Source organism: Rahnella perminowiae (assembly GCF_019049695.1).
Classification (GTDB): domain Bacteria; phylum Pseudomonadota; class Gammaproteobacteria; order Enterobacterales; family Enterobacteriaceae; genus Rahnella; species Rahnella perminowiae.
In genome coordinates, this window is sequence record NZ_JAFMOT010000186.1 from 24,906 (window position 1) to 42,345 (window position 17,440).

A 17,440-nucleotide genomic window follows, 5' to 3' on the forward strand; every position below is an offset into this window, starting at 1 on the left:
GACGTAAGTCACCCACGTCTGAACGGGGATCGGATGAGCACAGTAGTCGTGACACTGGTGTTGTTGTGTATCGCAATTATTGCTACAGCGTCTTATTTTTGGCTTGTATTGCGTCGCCGCCAACGCGACGAGTCCGTCGTGCGTTTCTCCACACCGAGTCAGCGCAAACTCTCTCAGAAAGAACGCGATGCAGTTGAACGCTATCTGCGGCAAAATGAAGGCCTCGGCCAGACGCCAATTACCCACCGCAATAATCTGATTATCCTGCGCGATAAACTGACGCTGACCACTAAAAGCGAAAATGTTTATAGCCTGACCCGCGCAATCACCCGCTATGGTGTAGCGAGTGAAGATCCTAACAAATGGCGTTACTTCCTCGATTCTACTGAAATTCACCTGCCGCCATTCTGGGAGCAATACATTGCTCAGGAAAATCAGGTCGAGCTGATCAAAACGCAGAGCCTGCCGCTGGTCATTTCACTCAACGGCCATACCCTGACCGACCACGTTTACGAAGGCCCCGCGCCGGTTTCAGCGGTGATACCTTCGCAGCCGCAAAATGCGTCTATCCGGCACGAAGAAAGCGAGCATATAGAACTGGTCAAAGTGCGCCGCGAAACGCGTGAAGAGCATGCGCTGACCCGGTCGAACGGCGTAAAAGAAGCGGTGGCCGTTTCCGCCATTCTGCTGCTGCTTTTTATCACGCTGCAAAGTCCGGTGATCTTTCTACCCTGGTTGCTGACGCTTTCGGCAGGGTTAGCTGTCTGGGTTATCTGGCGCTTAGTGTCCGAACGTTTAGGTAAAAATCGCAAGGAAATCCATTGCCTGCGTGGCTTACCTAAACGCTGGGGTTTGTTTGGTGAATCCAAACAAGGGGATATCAGTAATATTTCACTCGGTGTGGTAGACCTGATTTATCCGCCTCACTGGCAGCCCTATATTGGCCGTGATCTCGGACAGCCTACGGATGTAGAAGTCTATATGAACAGCCACGTCGTGCGTCAGGGGAGTTATCTGACACTCCACGAGGAAGTGAAAAAATTTCCCCTCCAGCAGTGGGGAAGAAATCTGGTGCTCGCCACCAGCGCCTTCCTCCTGCTGCTGGCGTTACTGGTTTATGTGCCGCTTGGCCTGCCGCTCAAACTCAGCGTTGCCTGGTTGCAGGGAGCACAAAGTTCGCAGGTTAACAGCGTACAGGAACTCGAAAAGGCGGCTCTGCGCGTCGGCGATACCTTGAAAGTTCAGGGTTCCGGGATGTGTTATGTGCCACCGTCGGGCAGCCGTTCCGCCACGGGTTTTATGCCTTTTGATTGTTCAGCGATTTACTGGAATACCGCGACGCCTCTTCCGGTTCCGCAGTCAGAAATTATTGATGCCGCTACGGCGCTGCAAACAACGGTGAACAACCAGCTGCATCCCGGTCAGAACCAGACGCCTGAGCAAAACATTAATCCGCAGCTGGCCACCGCCATCGAAAAATCCGGGATGATCCTGCTTGATGATTTCGCAGATATCGTGCTGAAAACCGAAACGCTGTGCGGAAACAGCAATGATTGTGTTCGGCTGAAAAACGCGCTGGTGAATCTGGGCAATTCGAGCAACTGGAACTCACTGGTGAAGCGGGCACAGGCGGGCACATTGCAGGGGATTAACGTTCTGCTGCGTCCGGTCAGTGCGCAATCGCTGAGCGAACTGGTGAATAACGCAACATCTTCTTTCTTTGTTCAGGAGACCCGTCGTGCTGCTGACAGGCTTAACAGTCCGCCACCGGGTGGGTTCCTGATAAGCAATGATGAAGGACGTCAGCTGATTGAGATGCCAGCTCCTCCGGTGGGTGTATTCGCTAACCCGCCGCAGGAACAGTGGAAGCAGTTGCAACAGTTATCAACACTCTTGCTGCATACCCCTTTCAGTGCGCAGGGCGTGATCACCAGTATCAGTATCGATGCTAACGGAACCCGTCACATTTCGCTGCACAGCGAGCCGGATATCTCAACGCTCTGGCGTTATCTGGGCACCAGCTTATTACTGTTATTGTTGATCGGTGTTCTGGTGGTTAATAGCGTACTGTTTATCCGCCGCTTCATCAAAGATAAGCGCCGGATAGACGATATTCAGCAATACTATAATGCCTGCTTTCATCCCACGCTGATGCCCATACCCGCGCAAAAACTGGGTTGAAAAGCACCGGGCGTCCCTGCGTCCCCCGGTCAGATTATGCTACCCTGACGCCCTTCCCTGCTTTCATATATTTGTCCCTGCGGCTTCTCACAGCCGCAAGAACATGGAGTTTTCATGTCCCCTGATTTTGACTGGCAATGCATCGATACCGTTTTACTGGATATGGACGGTACATTGTTGGATCTGGCTTTTGACAGCCAGTTCTGGTTGCAGGATGTCCCGCTGGCCCTCAGCCAGCAGCGTGCGATCCCGCTTGAAAACGCACGCCAGTTAATTCATACCGAATACCTTGCCGTTCAGCACACCATGAACTGGTATTGCTTCGATTACTGGAGCGAAAAGCTAAGCCTGGATATCTACCAGATGACGACAAACATCGGCAAAAATGCGCGGCTTCGCGACGATACCCTGCCTTTTTTAGCTCACCTGCGTGAAAGCGGACGGCAAACAATTCTGCTCACTAATGCGCATCCGCACAGCCTTTCCGTTAAAATTGAACATACCGGATTAGATCAGCACCTTGATTTACTCCTTTCCACCCACACATTTGGTTATCCGAAGGAAGATCAGCGGTTGTGGTCTGCCGTTCAGCAGCAAACGGGCTTTAATCCCGACAGAACCCTATTTGTCGATGACGGTGAACCTATCCTCAATGCGGCAAAAACCTTCGGCATCCGCTATTGTCTGGGTATAGAAAACCCAGATTCGACCATGGCAAATAAGTCATTTGAAGGACATCCTTCCATCAATGACTACCGCAGCCTGTTGCCTGCAATTCACCCTGTAACAGGCCCGGCGAAGTAATACCGGTATGCTCAGGGGAGGGTTATGAAAGGTAAAACGCAAGACGACGATAATGCAGTGCGCCTCGATAAATGGTTGTGGGCGGCTCGTTTTTATAAGACCCGTGCGCTGGCACGCGAGATGATTGATGGCGGCAAAGTGCATTACAACGGTCAGCGGGGGAAACCCAGCAAGCTGATGGAACTGAATGCCGAAATTACCTTGCGCCAGGGAAATGATACAAAAACGATCATCGTTTTGGGGCTCACCACTCAGCGCCGCAGTGCGGAAGAAGCACAGAAACTGTATCAGGAAACCGGTGCGAGCATTGCCAGCCGGGAAAAAATTTCCGAGGCGCGCAAAATGAATGCGATGCCGCACCCGGACAGACGTCCGGACAAAAAGGAACGCCGCAACCTGATCAAATTTAAATATGGCGATACTGAATAAATCTTCAATCTTTCGATGAAAGAGGAAGGATTTACGTTCGCTAAACAGAGAGAAAACTATGTCTAATCACGACCAACTGCATCGCTACCTGTTCAGTCATCACGCCGTTCGCGGTGAACTGGTCTCACTCAAAGAAACCTTCCAGCAGGTTATTGCCGGTCACGAGTATCCGGCCGAAGTGCGTACTCTGCTGGGTGAAATGTTGGTGGCGACCAGCCTGCTGACTGCCACCCTGAAATTTGACGGCGATATTACCGTGCAGTTGCAGGGCGATGGCCCGCTGAAACTGGCCGTGATCAACGGTAACAACAAGCAGGAATTGCGCGGTGTGGCACGTCTGCAGGGTGACATCATCGAAGGCAGCACACTGAAAGAGATGATTGGCAACGGCTACATGGTGATCACTATTTCTCCGACCGTTGGCGAACGCTATCAGGGCGTCGTGGGGCTGGAAGGCGAAAACCTGGCAGAATGTCTGGAAAACTATTTCATGCAGTCTGAACAGCTACCCACCCGCATCTTCATCCGTACCGGTGAAGTGGAAGGCCAGCCTGCTGCAGGTGCCATGTTGTTACAGGTTCTGCCAGCGCAAGATACAGACCCGGAAGAGTTCAGCCATCTGGCACAACTGACCACCACCATCAAAGCGGAAGAACTGCTGACTCTGCCGGCAAATGAAGTGCTTTATCGTCTGTATCATCAGGAAGAGGTCACGCTGTATGAGCCACAGGATGTGTGTTTCCGTTGCACCTGCTCCCGCGAGCGTTGTGCCGCCGCGCTGCTGACGCTGCCGGATGAAGATATTCACGAAATGCTGGAAACTGATGGCAAAATCGAGATGCACTGCGATTATTGTGGCGCAGACTATGAATTTGATGGGATGGATATGGCGACGCTGAAAGCCAGCGGTGATGTCCATTCCGGAGATGATCACATTCATTGATCGTTGATACGCTCAGCCTGAGGGACTTTTCACTGAAAGGTCCCTTTTTTATTGCTTTTTCATAACCTCGCTTGCACACCTTTCGGGTTTTTCATCACAATTCTGGAAAAACATTCACATCTGCCGTTATTCTTTGAGACCTGTCGCGGCACAAAAGCGATATATACCTACAATAACAACTGATTTATCCCTATTGACGGGATCCAAGTTCAGCAAGGAGCAGGGAAATGCCAACCACTATCGGTATCACCGCCGAAACACTCTCCCAGTATGGGATCCACCAGAATAGCGAAATTGTCTATAACCCTGATTACGAAACTCTTTTTGCAGAAGAGACAGCCCCGGACCTGGAAGGTTATGAACGCGGGCAGGTGACAGAGCTTGGCGCCGTGAATGTCGATACCGGCATTTTCACCGGCCGCTCGCCGAAAGATAAATACATCGTCCGTGATGACACCACCCGCGATACGCTCTGGTGGGCTGATCAGGGCAAAGGAAAAAATGACAACAAACCGCTGTCGCAGGAAATCTGGACCTCATTGAAGACGCTGGTCGGCAAACAGTTATCCGGGAAACGTTTGTTTATTGTCGATGCATTCTGCGGTGCTAATGCTGACTCCCGCCTGAAAGTACGCTTTATCACGGAAGTCGCCTGGCAGGCGCATTTCGTCAAGAACATGTTTATCCGCCCGGAAGCAGGTGAACTGGAAAATTTCGAACCTGATTTCATCGTGATGAACGGCGCCAAATGCACCAATCCGGACTGGCAGACACAGGGCCTGAATTCTGAAAACTTCATCGCCTTCAACCTGACCGAGCGCATCCAGCTGATCGGCGGCTCGTGGTACGGCGGCGAAATGAAGAAAGGCATGTTCGCGGTCATGAACTATCTGCTGCCGTTGCAGGGTATCGCGTCAATGCATTGCTCGGCAAACGTGGGCGAAAAAGGTGATGTAGCGGTATTCTTTGGCCTCTCCGGGACAGGTAAAACCACCTTATCCACCGATCCCAAGCGTAAGCTTATCGGCGATGATGAACACGGCTGGGACGATGACGGCGTGTTTAACTTTGAAGGTGGCTGTTATGCCAAAACCATCAGACTCAGCCAGGAAGCCGAGCCGGAAATTTTCGGTGCGATAAAACGCGATGCCTTGCTGGAAAACGTGATGGTCAGCGAAGACGGAAAAATCGATTTCAACGACAGCAGCAAAACCGAAAATACCCGCGTCTCTTATCCGATTTATCATATTCAGAATATCGTAAAACCGGTATCGAAAGCCGGCCATGCCCGCAAAGTGATTTTTCTGACGGCCGATGCTTTTGGCGTACTACCGCCGGTTTCGCGTCTGACACCTGCGCAAACGCAATACCACTTTCTGTCAGGTTTCACCGCCAAACTGGCCGGTACCGAGCGTGGTGTGAATGAGCCTACCCCCACCTTTTCTGCCTGCTTCGGTGCAGCATTTCTGATGTTGCACCCGACGCAATACTCTGAAGTACTGGTGAAGCGTATGGAAGCCGCAGGGGCTCAGGCTTATCTGGTTAATACCGGCTGGAACGGCACCGGCAAACGTATTTCGCTGAAAAATACCCGCGCTATTATCGATGCGATCCTCAACGATACCCTTGATGAAGCGGAAACCTTCACGTTGCCGCTGTTTAATCTGGCAGTGCCGGTGGTTCTGCCAGGCGTTGACACGCACATTCTGGATCCGCGCAATACTTACGCCAGTCGTGAGCAATGGCAGGAGAAAGCCGAGCACCTGGCACAGTTGTTTATTAATAATTTCGATAAATACACCGATACTCCGGCCGGAGCTGCGCTGGTCAGTGCAGGGCCGAAACGTTAAGTTTCAGACACTTTTAACAGGCGCGGGCTCCCGCGCCTTTTTTATTGCAACCGGCACCGCCGCATTTCAGAATAACAGTATTGCTGACAGAGGAGCCTGTTATGGCGACAATTACCGTTCGTAACCTGGATGATGAAGTGAAGGAATTACTGCGCATCGCTGCAGCCAGAAAAGGCCATTCGATGGAAGAAGAAGCACGTTTAATACTGAAACAGGCGCTGACCACTGCGGTGCCTGGTTTTGGTCTTGGCAGTCAGCTTCGACAACGTTTCTCTTCCCTGAGCGTGGAACACCTGGAACGACCACCGAAATGATTATTCTCAATACCGCCGTCATCCTTGAGATGATTAGCCCCGGACCGCAAAAGAACGTGCTGCAATGGCTGGATGCGCAGGACGCAACACAACTGTACCTGACCAGCCTGAACGTCGCGGCGCTTTTCACCTGGGCGGATAATCTGCCGGAGAACCAGCCGAAAGCCGCACTTTCCGATGCCTTACTGGAGATGTTAAACCAGGATTTCGCCGGGCGTCTGCTGTCATTTGATGCTGCCAGCGCACTGTATTACCCGGAGGTGCTGTCATTATCAAAGGCGGCCAATATCGTGATGTCGGAGCGTGATATGCAGCTTGCGGCGATTTGCCTGCACCATCAGGCGAGGCTGGCCACGGATCACACGGAAGTGTTTGCCCATACGGGCGTGGTGTTAGTTAATCCGTGGGATACAGCGGAGACGCCGAGATGGCGGGAAGAAGCGGCAGAATATTATGTGATGAGCAGGAAGAGTTGAGGGGTGGATTGCCGGCACTGGCCTTTCACTGCGCGCTTCGCCCGCTGACTTTGCTTCCGGTGCTGCAGCGACAACCGTAAAACGCCCTTCCTGCCTCCCCCATCGCAGGGGGAGGAGCACAACTGCCTTTGAATTTAAGATCGTGCGGGCGGTTCAGAAACGTGCTGAATGACAGGTTGCAGACTTGAGGCTGCAATCCCGAATTAAGAAACCGAAACTTTCACCTGCCTGAATAAAAGGGACTATTAAGGCCCCCCTTAATCAAACCGGTTTCTGCTGAACCGCCACCGCTTTCAGCATCTCCACCGGCAACGGCAAATATGCGCGAATCCGCAATCCTCCCCGGTCACTTTTCCCGATATCCAGCGTGCCCGAATGGGCATCAATAATGCGCTGAACAATCGCCAGACCGAGTCCGGTTCCGCTGGTGGTTCGCGCACTTTCACCACGCACGAAGGGCTGGAACAAATGCTTAAGCTGGTCAGGTTCAATACCCGGACCATCGTCCTCCACCTGGAACCAGGCCCGCTGCAGTTCGCGGCCACTGCTGACTTTAATCCAGCCGTCGCCATATCGGGCGGCGTTGACCACCATATTGACCACCGCACGTTTGATCGACAGCGGATGCACATTAACCAGCAATTCACCGTCGGCCAGATCAGAATCTATTTCACGCTCATATCCGCTTTCCGTCGCGATCACTTCACCCAAAATACTGTTGAGATCGGTGATTTCTGTCGGCATCTCCTGGCCGGTGCGCAAATAATCGATGAACTGCTCGATGATGGCATTGCACTCTTCTATGTCTTTATTGATCGACTCAGCGAGATAGCTATCATCATCACCCATCATTTCTGTCGCCAGACGAATACGCGTCAGCGGGGTACGCAAATCGTGGCTGACACCCGCCATCAGTAAAGTACGGTCATCAGCCAGCAATTTGACACCGGCTGCCATCTGATTGAAGGCTCGCGTAACAGAACGCACCTCAGACGCACCGTATTCACGCAGTGGTGGCGGAATAATACCTTTACCGACCTGCAACGCCGCATGTTCCAGCTCGACCAGGGGTCGGTTCTGAATACGGATAAACAGCCAGGCACCACCAATCGCCAACAACATAATCGCCAGCGTATAGCGGAATAACGGAGAGAAATCGCCCTGATGGATTTCGGTTAGCGGGACACGCACCCAGATGTCAGGCGACAACCAGGTTTTCAACCACACCACCGGGGTATTTTTATTGACCTCGACGCGCACGTCGGTAGGGCCACCGAGCTGCTGTGCCATCTGCTGACTGAGGAATTCGTAATGCTGCGCCCAGCGCAAACCACTCTCCTCTGCCGCAGAGTTGGTATAAAGAGAAATGCCCAGTTCGCGGTAGATTTCGCGACGAAATGCCGGTGGCACAGCCAGCAACGTCCCATCCTCCAGCTGCAACCGGTCGGTCATCAGCATACGCACTTCGTATGCCAGTACCTTATTGAACTGTTGAAGGCTGGGCAGAATGGCGAAATTCAGCACCACCAGATAGGTCGTCACCAGGCTGACGAACAGCAAGGTGACGATTAATAACAGGGTTCGGGCAAACGAGCTACGCGGTGAAAAGCGTATTCGCTTCATGCCTTACTGCCGTCCGGTACAAATACATAGCCCAGGCCCCAGACTGTCTGGATATAGCGCGGATGCGCCGGATCTTCTTCTACCATGCGGCGCAGACGGGAAATCTGCACATCGATAGAACGTTCCATCGCACTGTATTCACGGCCACGCGCCAGATTCATCAGCTTGTCACGGGACAGCGGCTCACGCGGATGGCTTACCAGCGCTTTCAACACGGCAAACTCGCCACTGGTCAGCGGCATAGGTTCATCTTCGCGGAACATTTCGCGGGTACCGAGGTTCAGTTTGAATTTACCAAATGAGATGACCGCTTCTTCCTGAGAAGGTGCGCCTGGCAGTTCATTGGCCTGACGGCGCAGGACAGCACGGATACGGGCCAGCAATTCACGCGGGTTAAATGGCTTAGGAATATAGTCGTCGGCACCAATTTCCAGCCCCACGATACGGTCTACTTCTTCACCTTTTGCCGTAACCATAATGATCGGCATCGGGTTGCTCTGGCTACGCAGGCGACGGCAGATCGACAAACCATCTTCACCGGGCAGCATCAGATCCAGAACCATCAGGTGGAATGATTCACGGGTCAGTAAACGGTCCATTTGTTCAGCATTGGCAACGCTACGCACCTGGAAGCCCTGTTCAGTCAGATAACGCTCAAGAAGTGCGCGCAGACGCATATCGTCATCGACCACCAGAATCTTGTGATTTTCTTGCATTTAAATCTCCCAAAGGCGTGAATGCCTGAAGCTTGTATTGTTAGAAAAGTCAGCTAAAACAGACAGCGTTTAATGGTATATATTCTAGTCGAAATTGTAACAATGATTATGGATTTCCTAATTTATCAACAATATCAGAGGAATCTTCCGCACGCGAAGGATGGTTTGTTACCGTTTGTCCCCCTCATCCCCGTTACCGCTCCTGCGCTGGGTTGTTCACTACCTGACCATTTATGGCAAAAAGCCCCCTTCCGGATGACTTCAGTAAAGAAATTTGCGGAAATTTCATAGAATCTAATCATTCGTTTAATTAATAATAAAGAACTTATAAATAACACTCCCTTTTAAAAGCCGATCAATTAATGATCAATTGATCAAGAAAATAAATCAATCAAACATTAATGATCATTAATAACTATATATCCGCAGGGAAAATAAAAGTGTTTTAAATTGATAAGCCGCCATCCTCTATTCAATGGATAAAACTGTTGATAGAATCCGACGAGAAAAGGTGAGTGATAGGTTTTATTAAAATCTATTCAACTTATCTTTTGTTAACCTTCACTTTTTATTTCAGAATGGATGCAAAATGAAAACTAAGCTCAAACTCTTAGCGGGTGGGATATTTATGGCTATGGCAGTCAATAGCTATGCGACTGATGGCGCTATTAACTTTCACGGCGAAATAATCACTCAGGCGTGTATCATAAATGGCTATCAGGATATTGATGTTCCACTAGGGACTTATTCAGCTGCCCAATTTGTGAGTGTCGGCGATCCTTCACCAAAAATACCTTTCACTATTCCATTAACGAATTGCCCCTATGCAGAAGATGGCAGTGAGGAAACAGATCATTTCCGTATCTGGCTGGAAGCACCTACTGTACCCGATCACCCGAATCTGATTCAGATTGCGGATGAATTCAAAGATGGCACCTCTGCGACAGGGGTCGGCATCCGTATCGTAGATGCAAAAACACCAAGCACACCTTTGGAAATCAACACACTACCGACATTGACTTATAACATTGAAGGCGACGTCATGAATGTGAATCTGATGGCCTATTATGAGTCTTTTGCTGCTGCTACGGCGATCACTGCTGGTCTGGCCGATGCTGTTGTTAATGTCACGTTAGATTACCGTTAATTTCCACCCCCCGTTCAGGCAGGCATATCAGCCTGCCTGTTTTATGTTATGACAAATAATTGTTGTTAATTGCAGGATGCGATGACATGCCTAAAATAATTAGATTATCAATAAACATTCTCCTTATTTATTTGCTTGGCTGTCAGCTGTGTTACGCTGGCGGTATCATTGTTGGCAGAACACGAATCATTTATGATGCGGATAAAAAAGAGGCATCACTCCCTCTGACAAATAATTCAGAAAATATACCTTTCCTGATTCAGTCATGGATTGACACAGGGGATGGGAAAAGTCGAGGGCCTTTTGTTGTCACGCCGCCATTGTTCAGACTAAATGCAAAACAAGAAAATACTCTTCGTATTTCGTATACGGGCAGTGAATTACCATCCGATAAAGAATCCATATTCTATATAAATGTTCGGGCAATTCCCTCTTCTCCCAAAAATAATACAAATGAACTTAAGTTGGTGTTTAAAAGCCGCATCAAACTTTTTTACCGACCACAAAATCTGTCGGGTCGTAGCGCTGAAGCTTACAAATCACTGACGTTTTTCCGGGACCATAACGAGCTCCGAATTACCAACCCGTCTCCTTATTACGTCGTTTTTAGTTCACTTAAGCTGGGAAATACGCCGTTGAAAGATACTGACATGATTGCGCCCGGAGCTCAGATAACGGTGAAACTGCCCCCCGATATTTCTGGAAATATCATCCGCTGGGGAGCCATCAATGACTTTGGCGGCAGTTCTGCTTTTGAAGAACGCACTCTGTAATTCCCCATTTTTTGGCAACCAACATTACGTTTTCCATAAGAGATTCTATGACGATATCGTTTGATGACAATCATCGTGCAATACGCCAGCAGGCACACGCCGTCTCTTCTTGCCGGCGTATTCTTTTTAAACTGTGCATTGTGAGTATGCTGGTGCACATTGCGCTGACTTGTCAGGCACATGCAGAAACATCTGGTGAAGTCTATTTTGACCCGAGATTAATGGAGCACTCCGGTCCTGAAACCGGACCCGTGGATTTGTCGATCTTCACCCTCAGTGATAAAGCCCAAATAGCCGGGACTTATGACACCACGATTTACGTTAATCAGAAAAAAATCCTGCAGCAGCAGATACGTTACGATCAGGCAGCCGATGGTTCGCTTGTTCCGCAAATCACCCCGGATTTACTGCGTGCGTTAAACGTGAATGTTGATGCTTTTCCTGTATTAGTCGCGCATGAACATAATGCCCCTTTGCAGCATCTCTCCGTCTATATTCCTGCTGCGGATGCAAAACTTGATTTCAACCTGATGAAACTCGATATCAGTATTCCTCAGGCCGCGATGAACAACCGGGCGAAGGATTTTGTTGATCCTGCCAGATGGGATGACGGCGTTCCGGTCTTGTTTTCCAACTACACTTTTTCGGGCGCAAAGCGCGAGAACAGGAATGGCGGTGGTGATTCCAGCCAATATTTGAATCTTCAGAATGGATTTAATGCAGGCCCCTGGCGTTTTCGTAACTACACCACTTACAGCAGTAACGAGGGAGAGAACTCATGGGATGTCATCTCCACAAATGTTGAGCGGGATATCAAATTTCTTAAATCTAAAATGATTATCGGAGAAAGCTCCACACCTGGAGATATTTTCCCCAGCCAGCAATTTACCGGTATTCAATTGTCCTCAGACGACAACATGCTGCCCAACAGCCTGAAAGGATTTGCGCCCACGATCAGGGGGATCGCTAACTCCAATGCTGAAGTTACCATTAGACAAAATGGCTACATCATTTATCAAAGTTATGTCGCGCCAGGTGCTTTTGAAATAACAGATTTGTATCCCACGGCCTATAGCGGAGATTTAGAAGTTACAGTTAAAGAAGCCGACGGGACTGAGCGACGTTTCAATCAACCTTTTGCTGCCGTACCGGTTATGCAGCGTCCGGGGCGGTTAAAATACAGCGCGACTCTGGCCAGGTACCGTGCGGCAGATAAAAATGACCGCGAACCTGAGTTCGCACAGGCCACCGCAATTTATGGGGTGACTAACGATATCACTTTATACACCGGCACCCTGCTTTCAACCGATTATTTGGCCGGAATTGCTGGCACAGGTTTTAGCCTTCATTCATTAGGTTCAGTCTCTTTAGACATGACTTATGCCCAAACGACTTTGGATAACGATCAACGTCATACCGGGCAATCTTATCGAATACAGTATTCCAAAAATATCGAAGCCACGGAAACCAACGTGACATTGGCTGGGTATCGTTATTCAACGGCAGGTTTCTATGACTTCGATGAAGCGAATGAACACCAGGACGACAACGAATCCTCTTCTCTGGACGGTCATAAGCGCAGCAAATTTCAGGTGAGTGTTAACCAGGGATTATGGGAAGGCACGAGCATGTATCTTTCGGCTTACCAGCAGGATTACTGGCAGAGAAGTGACACAGAGAAAAATCTCGCACTGGGGCTTAACTTCAGCCTCTACGGAATCAATTATAACCTGACGTACATCTACAGCCGTCTGGAAGATGAAGACAGTGATCAGCAGTTCGCGCTGAATGTCCGTATTCCGTTAAGTCGCTGGCTGCCAAACAGCTGGGCATCCTATAACGCGACGCAGCAAAAAGGCGGTGATACCCGTCAGCAGGTCGGATTAAGCGGAACAGCATTAGATGACAATCGGCTAAGCTACAACTTGCAGCAAAGCCACACGGATCACGGAGGCGGCAACAGCAGCAGTCTTTATTCTTCATACCGTGCGGCTTTCGGTACACTCAATGCAGGTTATAACTATGACGATGTTACCCGGCAAACCAGCTATGGCATGTCGGGTGGCCTTGTAGCCCATTCGCACGGTATTACCTTATCTCAGCCTCTCAGTAATTCTTTCGCCCTGATAGATGCAAACGGGGCCAGTGGTGCGCGGATACAAAACATCCCGGGGTTGAAAACAGACTGGCGTGGTTATGCGATCGTCCCTTATCTGACGCCTTATAGCGAAAATCGTATTTCTATCGATACCACGACTTTACCGGAAGATGTTGATGTCAAAAATAATTCAGAAATAGTGATTCCTAATAAAGGCGCCATGGTCACGGCTCACTTCGATGCGCATATCGGCGTAAGAGCATTAATCAAACTGGTTCAACCCGGTAATACACCCGTCCCCTTTGGAGCCGTTGCGGTAAGTGAAGATCAGACGCTGGAAAATATTGTTGATGATGGCGGTATCTTGTATCTGACAGGGCTCACCCCGGAAAAAATGACCGTGCTGCATGTGAAATGGGGATTTGCAGCAAGCCAACAATGTCGTGCGAATATCAAAGTGAAAACATCCGGGAAGTCTGTGCAGACTCTCACGGCTCAGTGCATTTAAGGATGAAGATGAAGATAAACAAAGGGAAGCAGAGGATCACCCTCCTCGCGCTGGTATTAGCATTGTCAGGTACGTATTCCTCTTCAGCCCTGGCAGGGTCGGAAGCCTGCGAGCCCGGCACGGGCAGCGCGCTGTCTTATGACAATTCGCTCAATGAAGACATGAAAGCAGAAGAGAATACCGTGGGTAAGTCCTATGAACGTGCATTTAATGCAGGTCATCAGGGTTACCAGATAATGTGTAATTGCTCAGATGCCGATGTGAGTACCGATGCCATACTGATCCTTTATGCCCTGAAATCCTCTTTACCGGCCGGACATACAAACAATTATTATAAAATTAATGATCATCTGGATGTGATGACACGTATCGCTATTCCTAAAACGTCAGAGCCAGTGATTGTTCCGGCGAGTAAAATCAGTGATGCCACACGACACTGGGATAAGGACGGAACGGGAATTTGCCCACAGCAAAGTACACAGGACACCTTGACCACTGGCTCGGAAGGCAGCCTGTCGTTCTACGTCACAAAACCCTTTGTGGGTCAGCTGGAAATCCCGCGTACTGCGGTAGCTGAAATCTATGCAACGTCTGCAACATCATCCTCATACAGCACAAAATCGACTGTTCCGGTCGCCATTGTTTATATCGGCGGTACCATTACGGTTCCTCAAAGTTGCGAGATCAATAAAGGTGAAATTATATCAGTAGATTTTGGCACCATTAGCGCGGCCACATTTACCCGGCTCAAACAACCACCGGAGAATTTCCGACCTAATACATTCGATATCGTTTACGACTGTACGCAAAATGGTCTTCCGGTCATTCCTTCCGGCAACAAATTAACCATGACGCTCGAAGCAGAAGATGTGGTTGATCAGTACTATCTGGTGGGCAGACGCCGTGCTAAGGATAATGTGGCCGATATTGGCATCACTGTTTTAGATAGTGGCGGAATATCTATCCCGTTCAGAAACGGCATACTGCCTATGAATCAGAACGGTGAGGGGCAGATAACCCTGAGTGCCTACCCCATCAATCTGGTCGGCGGTAAGTTGGAAACCGGTGAATTCAGCGGGGTCGCGACCCTGAAAATTGATATTAAATAAGTGCTAAAAAGGCAGCCTTGATGCTGCCTGTTCTCTTCAGAGCATCCTTCTTCAGTTCACAATCTCTATATTCACTAACCGGCTGTCCGCCCTTCCATGATCGTCGACCGCACGGATACGGTACTGGCCGTTATTGATGGGCCGCCAGTTGATAGCAGATTTGCTGGCAGAGCTGCCGAGGTAGATGTCATCGACAAACCAATACACCGTTTTACTGTCCGCATCCGTGACCGCATTAAAGGCAATCCGGTCACGACCTTGCAGTGACTGCCGCAGCGTGTAAGTGGTATTTTTCAGTGGTGATGTGATGCGCGGAGGATTACCGCTGACATCCACCCCCTCATCTTTGCAGTGATTGGCCGGGGGTTTGCGTTTTGGCAGGCCTGCCTGTGCAAACACATTCGCCAGATCCGATGGCCAGAACTCAAACACTTCCGTACGGGTTTCGTCTTCCTCATAAGGTGGGCAGGCCACCTCACCGGTGAGTTTATCGAGACGTACCGGCCGGTAAACCGTATCAACTTTGATCGGCGACTTGCCCGGAATAAACCAGGTTTTCCCTTTTTGCTGGCACCACGGGGTTGGTAAATCACCACTGGCGAGGCAAATATCAACCCGCTTCAGCCGCTTCGGAAACGGGCGTTCAGGCTCCTGCAAATCAGGATAACTGGCGTTAATGTTGTCGATAATATTGAAAAATAACGGCGCCGCCGCCTCTGCGCCGACAAACACGTTGTTGCCTTTACTGTCAAAATTCCCTTCCCATACGACTAACACATAAGGCCCGAAAACCCCCACGCTCCAGGCATCACGAAAGCCCCAGGAGGTGCCGGTCTTCCAATAAACCGGCAGCGAAGACGGTGCCTGTGCCAGCGTATCGCCAGGTCGGCGGTGCTGGCGCAGCATGTCGAGTGTCATAAAACTGGCTTCCTCACTCAGCAAACGCACTGGCACCGTCTGGCGTGGATCGGACTTTTGCATCCGCAGTGGTTGCAACACACCCCGGTTCGCCAGCAGGGCATACAGTTTTGCCAGTTCCTGCATCGTCACCTCCCCGCCGCCCAGCACCAGCGACAAACCGTAGTGATTTTCGCCGGACATATTGGCGATGCCGGACAGACGCAGGAACTGATAGAACGTTGGCTGGTGAAGCTGTGACGCGACATAGACGGCAGGAATATTGCGACTGAAATTCAGTGCATCAGTTGCGGTCACCGGACCGAGAAAGCGGCGATCAAAGTTCTCCGGCGCGTAGGCACCAAACGCGGAAGGCACATCCTTCAGGATAGTCATCGGGTGCAGGACACCCTGTTCCATGCCCAGCGCATAAATGAAGGGCTTGAGCGCCGATCCCGGCGAGCGTTTGGCATTGGTGCCATTTACCTGCCCCTGAATCGCACGATTGTAATAATCCGCAGACCCAACCAGCGCACGCACACCCATATCACGGGTGTCGACCAGTAAAACGGCGGCATTGTGAATACCACGGTTTGTATTGCGGGTGATAAATGCATTGACCTGACGCTCGGTCAGCCGCTGCAAACCCGCATCCAGGGTAGTATCAATTCGGGTATCCGTGCGGATAACCTGCGGGTTTTGCTGACGTAACTGTTCAATGAAATGCGGGGCAATGTATGGCATCCGCTCGGGCTGGCGTATGGCCAACGGCAATCGGAATAATGAAAGCTGGCTGCTGTCTGTCGCATAATGCGCCTGCCAGCGCAGGAAAAGCCGATTACGTGCCTGCGTCAGCGCCGCACCGACAACACCGGTTTTAGGGTCGATACGGTTGCTCGGCGATTGCGGCAAAACTGCCAGCGTCATGGCTTCCGGTAACGTCAGGTATTTCGGGGCTTTGTTAAAATAGATCAGGCTGGCCGCGCCAATACTTTCAATATTTCGTCCGTACGGCGCGTTGTTCAGATAGGCTTCAAGAATGTCATGTTTGGAATAACTCAGCTCCAGTTGCACAGCACGCAACACCTGCATGAATTTACCGGATGGCGTGCGGGTATTCAGATGCCAGTGCATTCGCGCGAGTTGCATTGTGATGGTCGAGCCGCCCTGCATCTTTCCGCCAGCGATATAGCTGCGCCAGAAACCCCGCATCAGGCTGAACGGATTGAAACCGGGGTTATAATAGAACCCGCGATCTTCGTGCAGCAACAAGCTTTTCACCGCCAGCGGAGACACCTGTTCCAGCGGCGTCCACAGCCGGTAGCGATCATCGTTCGCCAGCGTGATACGCATCAGCGTGCCCTGCCGGTCATAGTAAACGGTGGAAAAAGGTTGCCCTTGCGAAAGAGGCGGATGCGGCCAGAGGCGACACGCCACCATAATCAGCACCAGTAAAAAAACCGCCATTGCTATGTTTTGCAGCTGACGTTTGGCTGTTTTGGAAAATGCGGGAAAGGTGATCATCTTGCTACTCAGAACAGGTTACGCCCCGCCGTAAACGACGGGGCTCTG

The 17,440-nt window shown here is 50.5% G+C and carries 14 protein-coding genes; 11 read left to right on the plus strand and 3 right to left on the minus strand.

Features of this window, described 5'->3' with window-relative positions:
- Positions 1–33: 33 nt before the first annotated feature.
- The 7 genes from J1781_RS20605 to J1781_RS20635 all read left to right on the plus strand — a co-directional run bounded on the left by J1781_RS20605 (position 34) and on the right by J1781_RS20635 (position 6,997).
- Complete coding sequence (locus J1781_RS20605; RefSeq protein WP_217138455.1) at positions 34–2,181, plus strand: intracellular growth attenuator family protein; 2,148 nt, start codon at positions 34–36, stop codon at positions 2,179–2,181.
- A gap of 114 nt (positions 2,182–2,295) precedes the next feature.
- A complete protein-coding gene (gene yrfG / locus J1781_RS20610; protein WP_217138456.1) occupies positions 2,296–2,985 on the plus strand; it encodes a GMP/IMP nucleotidase in 690 nt (229 codons plus the stop codon).
- A 24-nt stretch (positions 2,986–3,009) separates the two neighbouring features.
- Positions 3,010–3,414, plus strand: a complete 405-nt coding sequence (gene hslR / locus J1781_RS20615; protein WP_129953795.1) for a ribosome-associated heat shock protein Hsp15 — start codon at positions 3,010–3,012, stop codon at positions 3,412–3,414.
- Between the two features lie 58 nt (positions 3,415–3,472).
- The gene (gene hslO / locus J1781_RS20620; RefSeq protein ID WP_217234131.1) at positions 3,473–4,357 is read left to right on the plus strand and encodes an Hsp33 family molecular chaperone HslO; all 885 of its coding nucleotides are present in this window, start codon (positions 3,473–3,475) and stop codon (positions 4,355–4,357) included.
- Positions 4,358–4,584: 227 nt separating this feature from the next.
- Complete coding sequence (gene pckA, locus J1781_RS20625) at positions 4,585–6,207, plus strand: phosphoenolpyruvate carboxykinase (ATP) (protein ID WP_217138458.1); 1,623 nt, start codon at positions 4,585–4,587, stop codon at positions 6,205–6,207.
- A 101-nt stretch (positions 6,208–6,308) separates the two neighbouring features.
- Complete coding sequence (locus J1781_RS20630; protein ID WP_129953798.1) at positions 6,309–6,521, plus strand: FitA-like ribbon-helix-helix domain-containing protein; 213 nt, start codon at positions 6,309–6,311, stop codon at positions 6,519–6,521.
- Positions 6,518–6,997 (plus strand): PIN domain-containing protein, encoded by a 480-nt coding sequence (locus J1781_RS20635; RefSeq protein ID WP_217138459.1) that lies wholly within the window; start codon positions 6,518–6,520, stop codon positions 6,995–6,997. Before J1781_RS20630 ends, J1781_RS20635 begins: the two co-directional genes overlap by 4 nt.
- Before the next feature lie 261 nt (positions 6,998–7,258).
- Here J1781_RS20635 and envZ read toward each other — a convergent pair whose 3' ends face one another.
- Together envZ and ompR are read right to left on the minus strand one after the other, a co-directional pair.
- Entirely contained in the window at positions 7,259–8,620 is a 1,362-nt protein-coding gene (gene envZ, locus J1781_RS20640) for a two-component system sensor histidine kinase EnvZ (RefSeq protein WP_129991455.1), read from the minus strand.
- Positions 8,617–9,336 carry an osmolarity response regulator transcription factor OmpR gene (gene ompR / locus J1781_RS20645; protein ID WP_009635740.1) on the minus strand — a complete coding sequence of 240 codons (720 nt, stop codon included), beginning with the start codon at positions 9,334–9,336 and terminating at the stop codon, positions 8,617–8,619. The genes envZ and ompR overlap by 4 nt, the downstream gene beginning before the upstream one ends.
- Positions 9,337–9,925: 589 nt before the next feature.
- Here ompR and J1781_RS20650 point away from each other — a divergent pair.
- The 4 genes from J1781_RS20650 (at position 9,926) to J1781_RS20665 (ending at position 14,971) form a co-directional block, all read left to right on the plus strand.
- Complete coding sequence (locus J1781_RS20650) at positions 9,926–10,483, plus strand: fimbrial protein (RefSeq protein ID WP_129991456.1); 558 nt, start codon at positions 9,926–9,928, stop codon at positions 10,481–10,483.
- Between the two features lie 86 nt (positions 10,484–10,569).
- Positions 10,570–11,256, plus strand: a complete 687-nt coding sequence (locus tag J1781_RS20655; protein ID WP_217234132.1) for a fimbrial biogenesis chaperone — start codon at positions 10,570–10,572, stop codon at positions 11,254–11,256.
- 47 nt (positions 11,257–11,303) lie between these two features.
- Positions 11,304–13,862, plus strand: coding sequence for a fimbria/pilus outer membrane usher protein (locus J1781_RS20660; RefSeq protein ID WP_238483594.1), 2,559 nt, complete (start codon positions 11,304–11,306; stop codon positions 13,860–13,862).
- An 8-nt stretch (positions 13,863–13,870) separates the two neighbouring features.
- Entirely contained in the window at positions 13,871–14,971 is a 1,101-nt protein-coding gene (locus tag J1781_RS20665) for a fimbrial protein (RefSeq protein WP_217234133.1), read from the plus strand.
- Positions 14,972–15,022: 51 nt separating this feature from the next.
- On the opposite strand, the gene pbpC is transcribed toward J1781_RS20665, so the two are convergent.
- Positions 15,023–17,392: a penicillin-binding protein 1C gene (pbpC, locus tag J1781_RS20670; RefSeq protein WP_238483595.1), complete on the minus strand. Its 2,370-nt coding sequence runs from the start codon at positions 17,390–17,392 to the stop codon at positions 15,023–15,025.
- Positions 17,393–17,440: the final 48 nt, after the last annotated feature.

Coding starts and splice junctions, on each gene's coding strand:
- J1781_RS20605 (WP_217138455.1), top strand. CDS start 34: ATGAGCACAGTAGTCGTGACACTGGTGTTGTTGTGTATCGCAATTATT.
- yrfG (WP_217138456.1), top strand. CDS start 2,296: ATGTCCCCTGATTTTGACTGGCAATGCATCGATACCGTTTTACTGGAT.
- hslR (WP_129953795.1), top strand. CDS start 3,010: ATGAAAGGTAAAACGCAAGACGACGATAATGCAGTGCGCCTCGATAAA.
- hslO (WP_217234131.1), top strand. CDS start 3,473: ATGTCTAATCACGACCAACTGCATCGCTACCTGTTCAGTCATCACGCC.
- pckA (WP_217138458.1), top strand. CDS start 4,585: ATGCCAACCACTATCGGTATCACCGCCGAAACACTCTCCCAGTATGGG.
- J1781_RS20630 (WP_129953798.1), top strand. CDS start 6,309: ATGGCGACAATTACCGTTCGTAACCTGGATGATGAAGTGAAGGAATTA.
- J1781_RS20635 (WP_217138459.1), top strand. CDS start 6,518: ATGATTATTCTCAATACCGCCGTCATCCTTGAGATGATTAGCCCCGGA.
- envZ (WP_129991455.1), bottom strand. CDS start 8,620: ATGAAGCGAATACGCTTTTCACCGCGTAGCTCGTTTGCCCGAACCCTG.
- ompR (WP_009635740.1), bottom strand. CDS start 9,336: ATGCAAGAAAATCACAAGATTCTGGTGGTCGATGACGATATGCGTCTG.
- J1781_RS20650 (WP_129991456.1), top strand. CDS start 9,926: ATGAAAACTAAGCTCAAACTCTTAGCGGGTGGGATATTTATGGCTATG.
- J1781_RS20655 (WP_217234132.1), top strand. CDS start 10,570: ATGCCTAAAATAATTAGATTATCAATAAACATTCTCCTTATTTATTTG.
- J1781_RS20660 (WP_238483594.1), top strand. CDS start 11,304: ATGACGATATCGTTTGATGACAATCATCGTGCAATACGCCAGCAGGCA.
- J1781_RS20665 (WP_217234133.1), top strand. CDS start 13,871: ATGAAGATAAACAAAGGGAAGCAGAGGATCACCCTCCTCGCGCTGGTA.
- pbpC (WP_238483595.1), bottom strand. CDS start 17,392: ATGATCACCTTTCCCGCATTTTCCAAAACAGCCAAACGTCAGCTGCAA.